Origin of the sequence: Mucilaginibacter robiniae (assembly GCF_012849215.1) — a bacterium.
Lineage (GTDB): Bacteria > Bacteroidota > Bacteroidia > Sphingobacteriales > Sphingobacteriaceae > Mucilaginibacter > Mucilaginibacter robiniae.
In genome coordinates this window covers 3,408,392-3,423,522 of record NZ_CP051682.1, presented here as the reverse complement: position 1 = coordinate 3,423,522, position 15,131 = coordinate 3,408,392, and the positions used below count along the sequence as shown (strand labels likewise).

At 41.5% G+C, this 15,131-nt stretch carries 15 protein-coding genes and 1 tRNA gene; 4 read left to right on the top strand and 12 right to left on the bottom strand.

The features are described from left to right. Window positions 1-5: 5 nt before the first annotated feature. Together rpsL and HH214_RS15115 are read right to left on the bottom strand one after the other, a co-directional pair. Window positions 6-434, bottom strand: coding sequence for a 30S ribosomal protein S12 (rpsL, locus tag HH214_RS15120; protein WP_169608988.1), 429 nt, complete (start codon window positions 432-434; stop codon window positions 6-8). A gap of 289 nt (window positions 435-723) precedes the next feature. Continuing rightward, entirely contained in the window at window positions 724-2,004 is a 1,281-nt protein-coding gene (locus HH214_RS15115; protein WP_169608986.1) for a PAS domain S-box protein, read from the bottom strand. 329 nt (window positions 2,005-2,333) lie between these two features. Here HH214_RS15115 and HH214_RS15110 point away from each other — a divergent pair, with 329 nt between their 5' ends. Beyond that, window positions 2,334-3,092, top strand: a complete 759-nt coding sequence (locus HH214_RS15110; RefSeq protein WP_248282109.1) for a DUF72 domain-containing protein — start codon at window positions 2,334-2,336, stop codon at window positions 3,090-3,092. Between the two features lie 4 nt (window positions 3,093-3,096). Here the strand turns inward: HH214_RS15110 and HH214_RS15105 are convergent, their stop codons facing one another. After that, entirely contained in the window at window positions 3,097-3,654 is a 558-nt protein-coding gene (locus tag HH214_RS15105; RefSeq protein WP_169608984.1) for a hypothetical protein, read from the bottom strand. Between the two features lie 261 nt (window positions 3,655-3,915). Between HH214_RS15105 and HH214_RS15100 the strand changes: the two genes are divergently transcribed. The 3 genes from HH214_RS15100 (at window position 3,916) to HH214_RS15090 (ending at window position 5,992) form a co-directional block, all read left to right on the top strand. Then, the gene (locus tag HH214_RS15100; RefSeq protein ID WP_169608983.1) at window positions 3,916-4,263 is read left to right on the top strand and encodes a hypothetical protein; all 348 of its coding nucleotides are present in this window, start codon (window positions 3,916-3,918) and stop codon (window positions 4,261-4,263) included. A gap of 150 nt (window positions 4,264-4,413) precedes the next feature. Continuing rightward, a complete protein-coding gene (locus HH214_RS15095; RefSeq protein WP_169608981.1) occupies window positions 4,414-5,391 on the top strand; it encodes a DUF1028 domain-containing protein in 978 nt (325 codons plus the stop codon). A 40-nt stretch (window positions 5,392-5,431) separates the two neighbouring features. Next, the gene (locus HH214_RS15090) at window positions 5,432-5,992 is read left to right on the top strand and encodes a cysteine hydrolase family protein (protein WP_169608979.1); all 561 of its coding nucleotides are present in this window, start codon (window positions 5,432-5,434) and stop codon (window positions 5,990-5,992) included. A gap of 107 nt (window positions 5,993-6,099) precedes the next feature. On the opposite strand, the gene HH214_RS15085 is transcribed toward HH214_RS15090, so the two are convergent. The 9 genes from HH214_RS15085 to HH214_RS15045 all read right to left on the bottom strand — a co-directional run bounded on the left by HH214_RS15085 (window position 6,100) and on the right by HH214_RS15045 (window position 15,067). Further along, a complete protein-coding gene (locus tag HH214_RS15085) occupies window positions 6,100-6,447 on the bottom strand; it encodes an FEKKY domain-containing protein (RefSeq protein WP_169608977.1) in 348 nt (115 codons plus the stop codon). Between the two features lie 185 nt (window positions 6,448-6,632). Continuing rightward, entirely contained in the window at window positions 6,633-7,313 is a 681-nt protein-coding gene (locus HH214_RS15080; protein WP_169608975.1) for a carboxypeptidase-like regulatory domain-containing protein, read from the bottom strand. Between the two features lie 109 nt (window positions 7,314-7,422). Beyond that, the gene (locus HH214_RS15075) at window positions 7,423-9,426 is read right to left on the bottom strand and encodes a M1 family metallopeptidase (protein WP_169608974.1); all 2,004 of its coding nucleotides are present in this window, start codon (window positions 9,424-9,426) and stop codon (window positions 7,423-7,425) included. Between the two features lie 88 nt (window positions 9,427-9,514). After that, window positions 9,515-9,871, bottom strand: a complete 357-nt coding sequence (locus tag HH214_RS15070) for a Spx/MgsR family RNA polymerase-binding regulatory protein (RefSeq protein WP_315853172.1) — start codon at window positions 9,869-9,871, stop codon at window positions 9,515-9,517. A gap of 46 nt (window positions 9,872-9,917) precedes the next feature. Then, window positions 9,918-12,338: an outer membrane beta-barrel family protein gene (locus tag HH214_RS15065; protein WP_169608973.1), complete on the bottom strand. Its 2,421-nt coding sequence runs from the start codon at window positions 12,336-12,338 to the stop codon at window positions 9,918-9,920. Between the two features lie 173 nt (window positions 12,339-12,511). Then, window positions 12,512-13,072 carry an aminoacyl-tRNA hydrolase gene (gene pth, locus HH214_RS15060; RefSeq protein ID WP_169608972.1) on the bottom strand — a complete coding sequence of 187 codons (561 nt, stop codon included), beginning with the start codon at window positions 13,070-13,072 and terminating at the stop codon, window positions 12,512-12,514. Between the two features lie 108 nt (window positions 13,073-13,180). Next, complete coding sequence (locus HH214_RS15055; RefSeq protein ID WP_169608971.1) at window positions 13,181-13,765, bottom strand: 50S ribosomal protein L25/general stress protein Ctc; 585 nt, start codon at window positions 13,763-13,765, stop codon at window positions 13,181-13,183. Window positions 13,766-13,911: 146 nt separating this feature from the next. Next, the gene (locus HH214_RS15050; protein WP_169608970.1) at window positions 13,912-14,856 is read right to left on the bottom strand and encodes a ribose-phosphate pyrophosphokinase; all 945 of its coding nucleotides are present in this window, start codon (window positions 14,854-14,856) and stop codon (window positions 13,912-13,914) included. A 140-nt stretch (window positions 14,857-14,996) separates the two neighbouring features. Continuing rightward, window positions 14,997-15,067, bottom strand: a tRNA-Gln gene (locus HH214_RS15045). Window positions 15,068-15,131 lie beyond the last annotated feature (64 nt).

Below are 15,131 nucleotides of genomic sequence, written 5' to 3'. Positions count from 1 at the left end.
TTTAATTATTTCTTTTTACCGCCTTTTGCAGGTGCACCTTTAGCTGCAGCAGCTGGTTGACCTGGTTTAGGACGTTTAGTACCATATTTAGAACGACGTTGGTTACGGCCGTTTACACCTGAAGTATCCAGTGCACCACGAATGATGTGGTAACGAACACCTGGTAAATCTTTCACCCTGCCGCCACGGATTAACACGATAGAGTGCTCCTGTAAGTTGTGACCTTCACCCGGAATGTAGGCATTCACCTCTTTACCGTTGGTTAGGCGCACACGGGCCACTTTACGCATTGCTGAGTTTGGTTTCTTAGGGGTAGTGGTGTACACACGGGTGCACACGCCTCTTCGCTGTGGACAGCTGTCCAACGCTGGGGATTTACTCTTATCCTCCAGAGCTACTCTACCTTTTCTAACTAATTGTTGAATAGTAGGCATTTCTTCCTTTTGATTTTACTTTTTTTAACCCGCATTTCGGGTCTGCAAAAGTACGAACATATTTTTTGATATTCAAGCAGTTGAATAAAGATTTTTTCAGGACTTCGTCTTGATATAACAAGTACTGCAATATTAAATGCTGAAGCTTATAGATGAGTGACTTAGAAGCCAGGAAGAGCTAACAAAAAATTAACGTGGTGTACAGTTTATTCATATAGGCAATGCTGCCTCAAATTGCTGCAAACGCAATACATTAAAGCCTGATTATTATAAATGCTTATGTGTCTGCTTAAACATTTTCATGCGTGGTATAGATGATGTTTTTTATAACATCATCCAAATCCTGAACGGATATTCTCAGGTACTCCATTACCTCTGCCTCTGGCTTTTCTTCTTTATTTTGCATGATTAAATCAACCAAGGCTATAACGCGGCACAAAGGGGCTCGCACAATGTGCGATTGCATGTAGGCAATCTCCTGCAACTTTAGGTTTTGCTTTTCAATAGCTTGTACGTGTGCTATATGCGCTGATATATCTTGAGCTATTACCAACCTGGCTTCTTTGCCTTTGAACGGAATATGGCTACATCGTACCTCTGCATGAAACTCAGTTCCGGTTTTGCTCCGGTGAATGGCTGTATTTACAACAGGCTCCAAGCTTATACGCAATTTTTGTAGCACATCCAGCAGATCATCAATATTATGGCCTGATCTGATATCCTTCAACGTCATGTTAACAAATTCATCATGCGTATACCCGTACTTACTGATTGCAGCCTCATTCACCTGTAAAAAACGCAGGGTATCGTCATCAAAAATCCACATGGGCGAAGGGTTGGCATGAAACAAACTTTTATAGTGCCCTTCCGATTCTGCTAATTGTTCATTCCTTTTTATACGTTCCTCTATCTCTAACTGTAAATCTTGCCGCAAGCCAGCTTCTTGTAAAAGGCTTTTTTCCAATCCATCAGTAATGTGCCGTATTTGTACAACAACAACTACATTCAGATACAGAAAGTTAACAGAATAAATCAGCCAGAAACTTAATGTATAATGCGTAATAAGCGGCGATTCAAAAAGCTTGAAATAAATAATAAAACCACACCCTGTGTAAATGGCAACATTAGCTGCAATTGACCAATAAATAGCGCTAGCATCATAAAGCAAGGCTATAAATACACTAATAGCCATCAGGTAAATACTGCCAATACCGAATGATCCTAAAAAAGGCATTAAAACAGTAGCCAACAAATAGAACATGCTCACAATTACCATTTTCCGGGTACTACTTGAGCTGCGCTTATTTAATATAAAAAATGTAAGTATCGTTAATACAACAACATCAAGGGCGGGTATAAAAAGCTGACCTTCTTTAAGTAAAACAACAATACTGAGAATGCAAGTAAAAAAGCCAAATGGTATAGAATATAAAACACAATTAGTTAACAGGCTTTCACGCCAGTATTCAATATCTTTTACTTTATAAGGTTCATTTTGGCGAACGGCACCTTCAACAAAACTCTTGTATTTATCCCATATTGTTGCCGGAAATTGCCTCGTTATCTTCATATCTTATACCACTACAATTCCTTACAGCTTACATATAAGCAATTATAATTTTAAGTTTTAACAGATGTATAGTGTCATACGATATTCTAGCCCGCAGGTTGCATTAATTTTATGCTACCTAACTTTTTAAAAAGAAAAGAGCATAATTTATAAAGTACCCGGGTATAGTTCCGCGTCAATACCAACACACCTCTTTTAGCCTAGCAGCAACAAAATGCATTAACTACACAGTAATAAACACTGCAACTGCCCACAAAAACACAAAGCAATACTTTGTTTGTAAATTCAGTTAAGTACTATTGAAGTATTTGCCTTACGAATAAACAGAAATGACAAACGCTGATATGCCTCTATTTTACGCTGGTACCAGCAATGTAGTACTGCCAGTACCCAATAAACAAGCTTTCCCAACCGAGTACCAGAATAAAAGCCGACTGTGTTATTATGGTTCGTTGTTCAACAGTGTAGAAATTAACAGTACCTTTTACAAGCTACCTCTGGGTGCAACGGTAGCCAAATGGGCTGTTGAGGTACCCGGCAATTTCCGTTTCACGTTTAAGCTATGGCAGGAAATCACCCATCAAAAAGGATTGAACTTTGACCCTGATTTGGTACACCGCTTTTTAAACGTAATTAATTTTGCAGGCGATAAAAAAGGCTGCTTGCTGATACAGTTCCCACCCAGTACTACCATTGATTTGCACCAACTACATAGTTTGCTGCTGGAAATCAGGCAGGCCGATCCTGGATCATTATGGAAAATAGCGGTAGAATTTCGAAACCGTTCCTGGTACGAGGATAATGTTTACGAAATACTGGATGAACATCAGGCCGGCATGGTACTGCATGATTTACCCGCTTCTGCCGCTCCAATGCAAACTGGTAATGTAGATTTTGTTTACTTGCGTTTTCACGGCCCCAACGGTGGTTATCGCGGCAGCTATGATGACAACTTTCTGTATGAATATGCTCAATACATCCATGAATGGATGCAGGATGGCAAAACCGTATATGCTTATTTTAACAACACCATGGGCCAAGCCGTACAAAACCTGATTACTTTGAACCGCTTTGTGCACGAACTTTAGCTGGCTATTCGCCTTCTATTTTTTGCAATACGGTGTAAAAAGCATGGTATAATATCCTTAAATCTGCCGGATCGGTAACGCCTATGTCTATGTTCAGCTCCAGAAAAGGTAACTGGTTACTGCTATTTTCCACATGATGGGTATGAATGCCAAAATCAAAATCATCCAACCCGCTAAACACCTCGCGTACTTCGGCATCTGCAAAAAGCTGCCGGGCTAATTCTTCATTGTTGGTTTTTACGATTACATGTTTATCCAGATCCGGGTATCCCAACAAGGCATCCTGCATACCAAAAAACTTACCTATCTCGTCCGTAAAGCCTTCATCGTGTATGGCAAACCGGAAATCAGGCCGGGTAGTTAATACCGCTCTAAACTGCGTGGTTTCCGATCCACTTTCAAAGCCGCCACCTGGGTCAATGTCAATATACAGCTCAATCTCTTTATTGCCTTGCTTGATTATTACATCATATTCATAAATATCTTCGCCGGTTAGGTCAGCTTCTAGCTGTTGCCAAACCTCAGCTTCTGTAGCACCGGATATTACATTTTCATTTTCCATAACATACAGCTTATTTGCATTAGGCAACATCACTGCAAGCATTATGTTTAACTAACCTGTTACCGCTTTAGTCTTATTTGTCACATCATACACCTAAAACAGGTACTTCCAAAATGCTTTTGTACCCTAGTTTATTATCCCAAAATCATAAACTAAATTTTTGATAATAACCATCTACTCCTATTTTCTATAAACGATTTTTATTTTCCTTAAACCATATTTTATACCTCTAGTTATTTCCTGTAATTAGATAAGTGCAAGATGTCAGCTATTTTTTTTACAGTAGAAAACAACCTATCGCTCATGGTCATACCGGATACCATTGCTCATCTGGATGGGCATGCTGTTATTACTTACACCTATAGTGTTTTCAGAGATTCAGGACAGTATAATACCGATCAGGAAGAAGGCAAGGAAAGCACTTTACATTTGGATAAACATACAGACCCAAACTACATGGGCTATATCACCTTTGAAAAGCCCAACCAACTATTTACTTATACTGCCGATGGTTCCGAAGAGCTATCATCCAATCAGGTAGAAGAAGTTATTGAACAAATAACTTATTACCGTGATAACTCCGACATGTGGCGGCATTTGTACAATTAAGCAGATAGATTACCTGGCAGACTACATCAAAGCTAATTAAGCAATGCACATTAGTAGATAGTCTGCCTGGTAATACAAGGTAAGTGGCTGAACTTGTAACCCGCATTTTTAAAGTATTTATATGTAATTTATGCCGGCAAACATTAACACATGAAAAAGCTACTTTACTTATTACTTACCATTACTACACCTGCCTGGGCACAGGTTTACAAAGCTACCGAACCACTGGCGCATACCTTTTCCATCATAGCACGCGATCCGGCTACGGGGCAAATGGCAGCGGCGGTGCAGAGCCATTGGTTTAGTGTAGGCACTTCGGTTATTTGGGGTAAATCGGGTGTGGGCGTAGTGGCTACACAATCATTCACTAATAAATCATACGGTGCTTTTGGGCTACAGTTGATGCAAAACGGCGTAGTACCACAACAGGCTTTAAACCAATTATTGGCTAAAGATGCTGGCCGCGAAGTACGGCAGGTAGCTTTTCTGAACACGAAAGGACAATCTGCCGTTTATACCGGCAAACAATGTATTGCCTATGCTACCGACCGGCATGGCGCTAACTACTCGGTACAATCAAATATGATGCTGACCGATAAGGTATGCGCAGCTATGGAGCAGGCTTTTTTGAAAAGTACTGGTCAGCCTTTGGCCGAACGTGTAGTAGCCTCGCTTAAAGCCGCCCAGGCTGCAGGCGGTGATATACGCGGGCGACAAAGTGCTGCCTTAATTGTAGTATCGGGCACGCCGGTAAAAGAAAGCTGGAACGATAAACTAATTGACCTGCGGGTAGATGATAACCCCAACCCGATTGTTGAACTGGACCGCTTACTAAAACTGCAGCGCGCCTATGAACACATGAACAACGGCGATCTGAATGTAGAAAAACACAACATGCCTAAAGCGATGGCCGAATATACCGCGGCCGAACGCATGTTTCCTGCCAACCTAGAGATGCAGTACTGGCATGCTATTACACTGGCTAACAACCATCGGGCTAGAGAAGCTTCGGTAATGCTGAAACATATTTACGCTAAAGATGCCAACTGGCGCGAACTGACCCGCCGTTTGCCTAAAGTAGGCCAGCTTACCGTTACGCCTGCCGAATTGCAGCTGTTACTGCAATAAAGCTTTAAAACATTTTACTTGAGCTGATGCTTTTTAAGTTATGAGCACCACTACCACTACTGCCCTACTGATTATGGATTATCAGGTGGGCATTGCCGATAAATTGCCAACTATTGATGATTTGGCTAAACAGGCAAATGAAGCCGCAGAAGCAGCCCGCAAAGCTGGCCTTAAAGTAATTTATACCAAAGTAGGTTTTCAGGAAGGTCACCCGGAGATCAGCGTAAATAGTATGCCTTTCTTTCAGCAGGTAAAAGAAAATAACCTGTTTACCGGCGAACAAAGTAAACTGATACCACAAATACAAGTACAACTTGGCGACACAGTAATTGATAAAAAACGTTTTGGGTCCTTTGCCGGTAGCAACCTGCAACTCATTTTGCAAGCTAATGGTATAACACAATTGGTACTGGCAGGCATACGCACTGCTGGTGTAGTACTATCAACCCTGCGTTTTGCAGCAGACATCGACTATAAAGTAACGATTCTCAGTAATTGCTGTGCCGATCCTGATCCAGAGATACATAAAGTATTAATGGAGAAAGTATTCCCCTTACAGGCTGAGGTAGTAAGCAGCAAAGATTGGGCAGCCAAGCTGTAACTATAGCTTACTGTTATAAACTAAAAAGGCAATTAAGAATATTCTTAATTGCCTTTTTAGTTTATATTAATTATACAAGCTGCTTCTTTTTACAAGAGCAGTTTAGCTTATTTTTTTGAGATTCGTTGCATTTCTACATCTACCTCTTTCTGGTATTTCGCCTCCCAATTCTTACCATATTTAGTAACCAGTACCTGGCGTACTTGGTTATTGTGCTCACGTACACGCTTTATCAGTTCGGGAGTAAGCACACAGCCGGCAACGGCCCGGTAAGTAAATCCCCAGCGGGTAGATACGGTATGTTCCGCCTTTACTTTATCACCCAGGTAAGGCATACCATAAGTCCATATTTCCAGCCTCTTTACTACATGGCTATTTTCGGCTATATACTTGGGTTCAGCTTTGCTATGTAAGCCCAATAGGCTTATAAACATCATTACTACCAGTGTTTTCATAATACTTAAACTAGCGCGAACACGCAAGGTTTAATCATTACCAGTTCTTCTGGCATTTACTACACTTCATTTTCATAATTATACCTCAAAGCAACTTCTAAATAAAACTGAATTATATGAAAATTCCGCAGGGTTCATCATCTATTCATGAACCTTGCGGAATTTTAATTGAATAAGTTATAACGTTACTGGCTGGTTAAGCGCGGCATCGTACGTTTATCTGGTGGTAAAGCCTGATATTTTTTGTAACTGTCGTTAATGTACACCGCTAATGATTCACCATTATTACTGTGCAAAAAGGCATAACTTGGGCGGTACATAGTCATGAAATCTTCCAACTGCTGCCCCTTGAGTGGCACTATACTACTTACATAAGCGCGGGTGAAGATAGAATCCACATGTCGCTCTTCTACCTCGCGGGCAAAATAATGTTTAAGCCGGCGTGCATCTTTAGCATCTTTACCAAACCAGGTTGTGGGCGATAGTACATAAACTTTACTACGCTGATAGATTTCAGGATAATCACGACGTGGGTCAAACCGGGTTGAACGGATGCTTACCTCACGCAGGGCAATACTTTGCGGCGTTAATTTGATGGTGCGAGTTACTAAATCAACCAGATACAGCGTATCAGACACATAGCCAGGTGAAGAAAAAATAAGGATGTGCCCTACTGCGGTAGGTATTTGAAAATTACCTTTCACATCGGTAAGCGTCATTTGCTTACTGTTCATGTCATGCACAAAGGCTTCCGGCAATTTAGTATTAGTACCACTTTCAACTACCGATCCCTTCAGGGTATTTTGCGCTTCTACCCGACCTATAGTCAACAACAGAAGTATCGGTATAATATAGTTGAGTTTCATAATCTTTAATGTTCGCTGTTACTGGTTAAACCGCTTTCCATGCACATAGTTTTATATGTAGTACTAAAGTTGTGCCAATAAAAAACCCGGACTAGCCGGGTTTTCTCAATTATTTACTGGTCCAAACATTATTGTCCGGGTTGTAGTCCGGCAGTACCTTGTCTGGGTCGTAAGTTACTGATTGAATTTCTGAAGTTGATGGATACTTGAAGGTCCAGTATGCATTACGCTCCCAAATTTCAACCGGCAGGTTGATGCGGTCGGTTTTGCCGTCTTTGGTTTTAATTTCCAGAATCACCGGCATAGCCATTTTTTCCAGATTATCCAACGTAATCAGGGCACCTTTGCTTGGGTCGTTATCTACGTATTTCACATCACGTACCCCTACATCCAAACGCCAATTGTTCATAAACCAGCCGCGCCAGAACCATTGTAAGCTTTCGCCACCTGCATTTTCCATAGTTCTGAAAAAATCATCAGGTGTAGGGTGCTTGTAAGCCCAGCGCTCAATATAAGTTCTGAAAGCAAAATCAAACCGCTCAGGGCCTAATATCTGCTCACGCAGCATCACCAAACCAGCGCTTGGTTTAGAATACAACAGCGTACCATTATTACGCTCTTTAATACCGGCTGCTGCATTCATGATACTTTCCATATCAGGACGAGTAAAGAAAGCGCCAGTACGGTGCATATCTACCGGGCGATTAGGTTTATACTCGCCATTGTTAAAGTTTTCGGTAGATAGGGTGTTGATGAACGTATTAAAACCTTCATCCATCCAGCCATACAAACGCTCGTTAGAACCTACTACCATCGGGAACCAGTTGTGACCAAATTCATGATCGTTAACACTGTACAAGCTGGCACCACGGCTGCGGTATCCACAAAATACAATACCCGGATATTCCATACCGCCTACAATACCGGCTACGGTTGTAGCATTAGGGTACGGGAACTCAAACCATTTTTTGGAATTATATTCAATTGATTTTTTGGTATATTCAGTTGAACGGCCCCAGGCATTAACACCATCACTTTCTACTGGGTAGGCAGAAATAGACATCGATTTACGACCACTTGGCAAATCCATTTTAGCGGCATCTACAATAAACGCAGCTGATGAAGCCCAGGAAGCATCGCGTGAGTTTTTCACTCTAAAATGCCAGGTTAGCTCCTTTTTACCCGCCGGGCGTGAAGCAGCATCAATCACCTCATTTGCTGAACGAATCATTACAGTTTGCTCGCTTTGTGCTGCCTTAGCCCACCGCTTTTGCTGCTCAGATGTATATACCTCCTGCGGGTTCAGCAACTCGCCCGAACCAAACACGATATGGTTGGCCGGTGCGGTAATGGTATAATCAAAATCACCATATTCCAGGTAGAACTCGCCCGGGCCAGTATAAGGCACAACGTTCCAACCGGTTATATCATCATACACGCACATACGTGGGTACCATTGGGCAATGGTGAATATTTTACCGTTTTTGGTAGATAGTACACCCGTACGGTCTGAACCATAATTAGGCGGAGTAAAAGAATACTCAACCTGTAATTTTAACTGTGCACCACCTGCGGCTAAGCTGCTCGGTAAAAATACCTGCATGCGGGTATCGTTTATTAAAAACTTAACCGGTACAAACGTGCCTTTAGCACCCAATTGTGCCTTTACCGATTTAATTTTAAAACCCGCATCAAATACTTGGCCCCCGCCGCCATTACGGCTGCCGGTTGGCGGTACAATAGCAGTACCTCTTGACTCTTGCTTAAATAAGTTTTGCTCCAAGCTCATCCACAAAAAGCCTAATTTCTGCGGACTGTTGTTGGTATAAGTTAAAACCTCACTACCTGTAATTTCATTCGTCTGATCGTTCAGGTGAGCATTTAACTGGTAGTCGGCCCGGTTTTGCCAATAATGCGGACCAGGTTCGCCACTGGCTGCCCTAAACTCATTACCGTTTTTAGTGTAAAACAGCGGTCCGAAAGTTTCATGATAGTTATAATTGCTGGCAGGCGCGTTAGGATCTGGTCCTGGCAACTGAGGCCGTTGCGCCTGGCTCAGACTTGCCGTTGCCATAAAAGCCAGGGTTAAGCTGGCCATCAGGTTTAATTTCATCTTCAGTTTATAGTTTGCTTAATCAAAAAGCAAGTATAACATAAAAATGCCCGAGGTACGGGCTGGTAAAATGATTGTTACCTTAACATTAACCTTTTGAGCCGAAACGTTGCTGATAAGCTTCTTCATTAAAGCCAAAGTACAAGTTACCATCAGCTTCAATAACCGGGCGCTTAATCATGCTGGTTTTTTGCTGCATCAACTGCAAGGCATCAGCCGGCGTTTTAATACTTTCTTTAGTAGCGGCATCCAGTTGTTTCCAAGTTAAACCCTGTTTATTTAAAAAGCTTTCATAACCTGCTTTTTGCTGCCATTCTTCCAGCTTATCAGCACCAATGCCTAGCTTTTTAAAATCATGAAACTCATAAGCTACCTGGTGCTGTTTCAACCAGTCAAGCGCTTTTTTTACTGTATTACAATTAGGAATACCATATACTTTAATCATGCCCCAAAAGTACAAGTTTTCCTTATTTCAAGGCAGCTAATGCAGGTTAATGGCTATTGCCGCCGCCGCTTACATCATCATTCTGTATACTTTTTTCATTGCGTTTGATATTGCCATTCAGCTTGCCAAACTTGTAAGTGAAATTCACGCTGATATTGCGATAGTAGTTGTAGTTTTTGGAAGTAGTATAAAAATCATTAGTTCGGGTAATGTAGTCATTCTTGTTATACTTCTTGAAAGGGTTACCTACCGCCAGGTTAATAGTTGCTTTGTTTTTCCAGAAATCTTTTGAAGCGCTGGCCCCTGTTGAAAAATAATAATTATCTACCCCTTGCAGCAAAACAAACCGGCTGTAATAACCGGTATTAATGTTAAGGCGATAACCATTACTAAACTTGTAGCTGGCATAAGCAGAACCATATCCCTGATAACCGTGGTTGGCTACAAAGTCACCGTTGTAGGTTCCTCTAATCCATACCCGCAATGCTTCAACATTGGCATTTACACTCAGCTTTTGAGTTATTGGATAATTAAAGCTTACATCAAGCCCCCAGGCGCGCCTTGAACCGGCATTCAGGTACGTGGTGGTGGTTACGGTATCAATCGGGTTAAATGTAGTTACACTCTGTGCCGAATTTTTAGAGAACGAATAGTTGGTACTGATATTTAACGAACCTTTAGCAAAGTTACTATAGCCCAATTCAAAGTTATTGGTGGTGGCTGGTCGTAAATTTGGATTACCCTGATTTAAATATTTAGGATTTGAACGGTCAACAAAAGGATTCAACTGCCATATACCCGGCCGCTGGATACGCTGACTAAAGCCAAAAGTAAAGCTGCTGGTTTTAAAGCTTCGTTGCACTGATAAGGAAGGCACCAGGTTATTATAGTTTTGATTGATCTTAGTAGCCGTTGAGGTAAAATCGGCATCAGTATAAGTATGCTCTAAACGTAAACCACCTTTAAAAGCCCACTTTTCCAGCTTTAATTGGTAAGTATTATACACGCTGATCACATCCTGAATATACTTAAAATCGTTAGTTTGTGTAGGATCAGTGATATAGGTTTGTGCATTGTTGCTGTAAACATCATTATAGAAGCTACTGAAGTTATTACGTAAAATAGCTTTGCCACCTGCCTCAATGCTCAACTTTTTCACCGGATGTGCATAATCTAATTGCAACGTATGCTCCCGGTTACCGGAGTTATTATGTTGCTGATAGTTAGACTGATTATAATTGTTTCGATCATCAAACATGACATCAGTAAACTGCTTATTTTTTGAGTTGCTGTACTTGTAAGAGAAAGTAAGCAACTGCTGTTTACTGCGCTTAAAACCTAATTGATAATTAATACTGGCATCAAGCCCGCTGTAATCATTATCTCCATTATTATTTTGCATGTAAGATTGATTAACCAGGTTGTTACCAGTCAGCAATAGGGTTTGCTGGCTCATATCTTGCGTATAATTGCCATAATAGTTACTGAATGATCCCGTAAGCAGGTTTAAGCTATCAATCTCGTAACTTAATTCGGCAGTACCATACGTATTGTTGCCGCCGTTAGCACGGGTACCATTTTGTAACAATGATGAGGCTGGCGAGTTAAATACACTACTATTTTCAAAGCCGGTTGATAATGTATTGCGCCTGTTGTAACCAATGTAACCATTAACACCAAACTTGCCTTGTTTGGCTGTTGCATTCAGGTTAATGCCCGGCCCGTAAACCGAATTGTAACGAGCACTAATGTTGCCATTGTAACCTTGGTCGCCGTTCTTCTTGGTGATGATGTTGATGATACCGGCTAGCCCCTCGGCATCATACCGTGCGGGTGGCGTGGTAATTACTTCAATTCGCTCAATGTTGGTAGCGGGCATGGCTTTCAGAATATCCGACGGGCTTCTGGCCATTAAAGCCGATTCTTTTCCATTCACCAAAATTTTGTAGCTATCGTTGCCCCGCAGCTTAATGTTGTTGTTACCATCTACCGAAAGCAGCGGTACTTTGCGCATCATATCCAAGGCAGTTAATGATTTGGCTTCCGGATCGGCCTGCACATCATAGCTCATGCGGTCAACCTCCTGCTTCATGAGCGGTTTAGTTGCAGTTACGGCTACTTCTTTTAAAGCGTGGGTTGCGCCTGATAGCAATAGCTTGCCTAAATCAATAACGGCGCTAGTGGTATCTGTAAGGGTAATGGTTTTGGTTTGATAACCTACCGAGATTAAAGCCAGTTGCAAAGATTGCGATTTGATATTAGCCAGTTCGAAAGTACCATCGGCTTGGGTAAGCACGCTTTTTACCGGCAAACCGGTTTTAGCATTTTTTAAAGCCACGGTACCATAGCTTAAGGGTTCATTTTTAGCCGAATCAATAACTACCCCTTTAATTTTCAGGGTAGTTTGTGCGTGTACGAAGCTACTCAGGCCTAAAAACAGCAATACTGCCCAAAGCAAATTTTTCATAATTGTGATAAGTGGTTGAATGTAGTAATCGTGCAGAAGTCGCTTATGCTTACAAACTACAAGACGCTAACTTTTTCAAAACGTTACAGCAATCCGCAACATTATTTATCACAATTATAAAAAAACTATTAAACCGTTTTTACGGGTTTAACATAATTTAACCAAGTGTGCAGTTATTTGTTGAATTTTGTCATGGTGAGTTCAGTACCAATGGCGGCAAAACTCTTAATCATCTCAATTGAACGATCAATCAGCGCAGGTAATTCAGGTTTTTCATCCTCATCAAAGCCGCTTAGCACGTAATCAACCTGCCGCCCTTTCGGATAGTTATCACTGATGCCGAAACGTAATCGTGGGTAATTGTTGTTCCCCAGCACCGCTTCTATATTCTTTAAACCATTATGCCCAGCCGAGCTGCCTTTAGGCTTGAGGCGAAGTGTACCTAGCGGTAGCGCCAGGTCATCTACCAAAACCAACACATTTTCTACCGGTATTTTCAACTGGTTCATCCAGTAGCTCACGGCTTTACCGCTCAGGTTCATGTAGGTAGTAGGCTTAATCAGGTACAAATTGCGGCTTTTATGGCTTACTTCGGTATAATAGGCCAATCGCATATTGTAAAACTTGGCGCCTTCCTGTTTGGCCATTTCATCCAATATCATAAAACCGATGTTGTGCCGGGTATCTGCATATTCGGGACCGATGTTGCCTAAGCCAACAATTAAGTATTTCATAAATTAACTTTTAACGACCTTCAAGCAAAGTCTTGTAAAATAGTGCCCATAAAAAAAGGCAGTACAAAAATATAAGTACTGCCTTTTTTAAAAGAATTAAATAAGTTCTTACTTCTTGCCTGAAGCAGCTTCCTGCTCAGCCTGACGTAAAGCACGTGAAGTAGTTACAGATACAATGGTATCTTCACCAGCATTAGTAATAATCAGATTCGGGATGCTGATATCGCGAACGCGAACAGATTTACCTACTTCTAAACCTTCAATGCTTACTTCAATAGCATCCTGGTGATTACCTGGAAGTGCTTTAACACGCAGTTTGCGTAATTTCTGTACCAGTTTACCACCCATTTTAACACCTGGAGAAGTACCGGTTAAACGGATTGGAATTTCGATAGCTACAGGTTTCTCGTTATCCAATTGTAAAAAGTCGATGTGCAACATCTCGTCAGTTAACGGATGAAACTGCATATCTTTAATGATAGCCTGAGTGGTAGTACCACCAATTTCCAAGTCGATGAATTGAACTTCGGGTGTATAAACAACCGTTTTCATATCAGCTGCGGACACTGAAAAGTGGGTTTGTGTTGCCCCACCATAAAGTACTGCAGGCACTAAGCCTTGGTAACGCAGTTCTTTAGCGTCGCGTTTCCCTACGTTCTCTCTCTGAGAACCGCTAATAGCAATTGATTTCATTTTGTTTATTTATTAAAATTGTTTTGTATGCTGGTTTATGGATGATGATTCATAGCTCATGGCAAAACTACAAACCACCTCATTAAACCAATATATTATTATTCATGGTTGAAAGCTATACTTGCCCGCAAAACCACGAATTTTGTTTAATCTATTTTAAATAGCTGACTGATCGAACCATGCTCATTTACATTCGCAATGGCTTTGGCAAACAAATCGGCTGTTGATAATACTCTTATTTTGCTACTTTCTTGTTTCAGCGGTATGGTATCGGTAACAATCAGCTCAGTTAAAGCCGAGTTTTCGATAGTTTCATACGCCTTGCCTGACAGTACCGGATGGGTACATACGGCACGTACGCTACGGGCACCACGCTCCATAATCAGTGCAGCGGCTTTAGCCAGTGTACCGGCCGTATCGCAAATGTCATCAATCAATACAATATCCTGATCGGTCACATCACCAATAATGGTCATGGATTCAATTTCATTGGCCCGTTTACGACGCTTATCGCAAATAACGACTTCGGCGTTAAAAAACTTGGCAAAGGTACGTGCGCGGTACGAGCCTCCCATATCTGGCGAAGCTATAGTCAGGTTAGGCAGTGCCAAACTTTTAATATACGGTACAAAAATGATGGAAGCATCCAGATGATCTACCGGAATATCAAAAAATGCTTGTATCTGGGCGGCGTGCAAATCCATCGTCATTACCCGGTTGGCGCCTGCTGCGGTAAGCAGGTTGGCAGACAACTTAGCGCCTATAGCCACTCGGGGTTTATCTTTTCGATCCTGACGGGCCAAGCCGAAGTAAGGGATAACGGCAGTTACGTAATGAGCTGATGCACGGCGAGCGGCATCAATCATCATCAACAGTTCCATTAAATTATCGGTAGGCGGGTTGGTGGATTGGATAAAGAAAACATCGCAGCCACGAACTGATTCATTGATGTATGGCTGAAATTCGCCATCACTAAAACGGGCAATGGTAAGATCACCCAATTCACGACCATAAGCTTTTGCAATTTTATCAGCCAGTTCCGGTGAGCCCGAGCCTGAAAATAACTTAACTGAATTGAATTGTAGTGGCATTTCTTTGTTAGCAATGACTAATTTACTGAGCAACTAATTTAAGCTTTACAGCTTCGGGCATTTACCCATGTCAGTAAACCCTGACTCAGATTAAATAAAAAATTCGAACCTCAATGTTATTGAAATTCGAATTTTTTTTGTTGTCCGACCAGGATTCGAACCTAGACAAACGGTACCAAAAACCGTCGTACTACCTTTATACTATCGGACAATCCTCTTTCGTTGTGGCTAACCGTTTCCGAAATCGAATGCAAATGTAAGAGCTGAATTTAAAT

What these genes read in the sequence shown, in the direction of transcription:
- rpsL (WP_169608988.1), bottom strand. Translation starts at nt 434, where the DNA reads ATGCCTACTATTCAACAATTAGTTAGAAAAGGTAGAGTAGCTCTGGAG.
- HH214_RS15115 (WP_169608986.1), bottom strand. Translation starts at nt 2,004, where the DNA reads ATGAAGATAACGAGGCAATTTCCGGCAACAATATGGGATAAATACAAG.
- HH214_RS15110 (WP_248282109.1), top strand. Translation starts at nt 2,334, where the DNA reads ATGACAAACGCTGATATGCCTCTATTTTACGCTGGTACCAGCAATGTA.
- HH214_RS15105 (WP_169608984.1), bottom strand. Translation starts at nt 3,654, where the DNA reads ATGGAAAATGAAAATGTAATATCCGGTGCTACAGAAGCTGAGGTTTGG.
- HH214_RS15100 (WP_169608983.1), top strand. Translation starts at nt 3,916, where the DNA reads ATGTCAGCTATTTTTTTTACAGTAGAAAACAACCTATCGCTCATGGTC.
- HH214_RS15095 (WP_169608981.1), top strand. Translation starts at nt 4,414, where the DNA reads ATGAAAAAGCTACTTTACTTATTACTTACCATTACTACACCTGCCTGG.
- HH214_RS15090 (WP_169608979.1), top strand. Translation starts at nt 5,432, where the DNA reads ATGAGCACCACTACCACTACTGCCCTACTGATTATGGATTATCAGGTG.
- HH214_RS15085 (WP_169608977.1), bottom strand. Translation starts at nt 6,447, where the DNA reads ATGAAAACACTGGTAGTAATGATGTTTATAAGCCTATTGGGCTTACAT.
- HH214_RS15080 (WP_169608975.1), bottom strand. Translation starts at nt 7,313, where the DNA reads ATGAAACTCAACTATATTATACCGATACTTCTGTTGTTGACTATAGGT.
- HH214_RS15075 (WP_169608974.1), bottom strand. Translation starts at nt 9,426, where the DNA reads ATGAAATTAAACCTGATGGCCAGCTTAACCCTGGCTTTTATGGCAACG.
- HH214_RS15070 (WP_315853172.1), bottom strand. Translation starts at nt 9,871, where the DNA reads ATGATTAAAGTATATGGTATTCCTAATTGTAATACAGTAAAAAAAGCG.
- HH214_RS15065 (WP_169608973.1), bottom strand. Translation starts at nt 12,338, where the DNA reads ATGAAAAATTTGCTTTGGGCAGTATTGCTGTTTTTAGGCCTGAGTAGC.
- pth (WP_169608972.1), bottom strand. Translation starts at nt 13,072, where the DNA reads ATGAAATACTTAATTGTTGGCTTAGGCAACATCGGTCCCGAATATGCA.
- HH214_RS15055 (WP_169608971.1), bottom strand. Translation starts at nt 13,765, where the DNA reads ATGAAATCAATTGCTATTAGCGGTTCTCAGAGAGAGAACGTAGGGAAA.
- HH214_RS15050 (WP_169608970.1), bottom strand. Translation starts at nt 14,856, where the DNA reads ATGCCACTACAATTCAATTCAGTTAAGTTATTTTCAGGCTCGGGCTCA.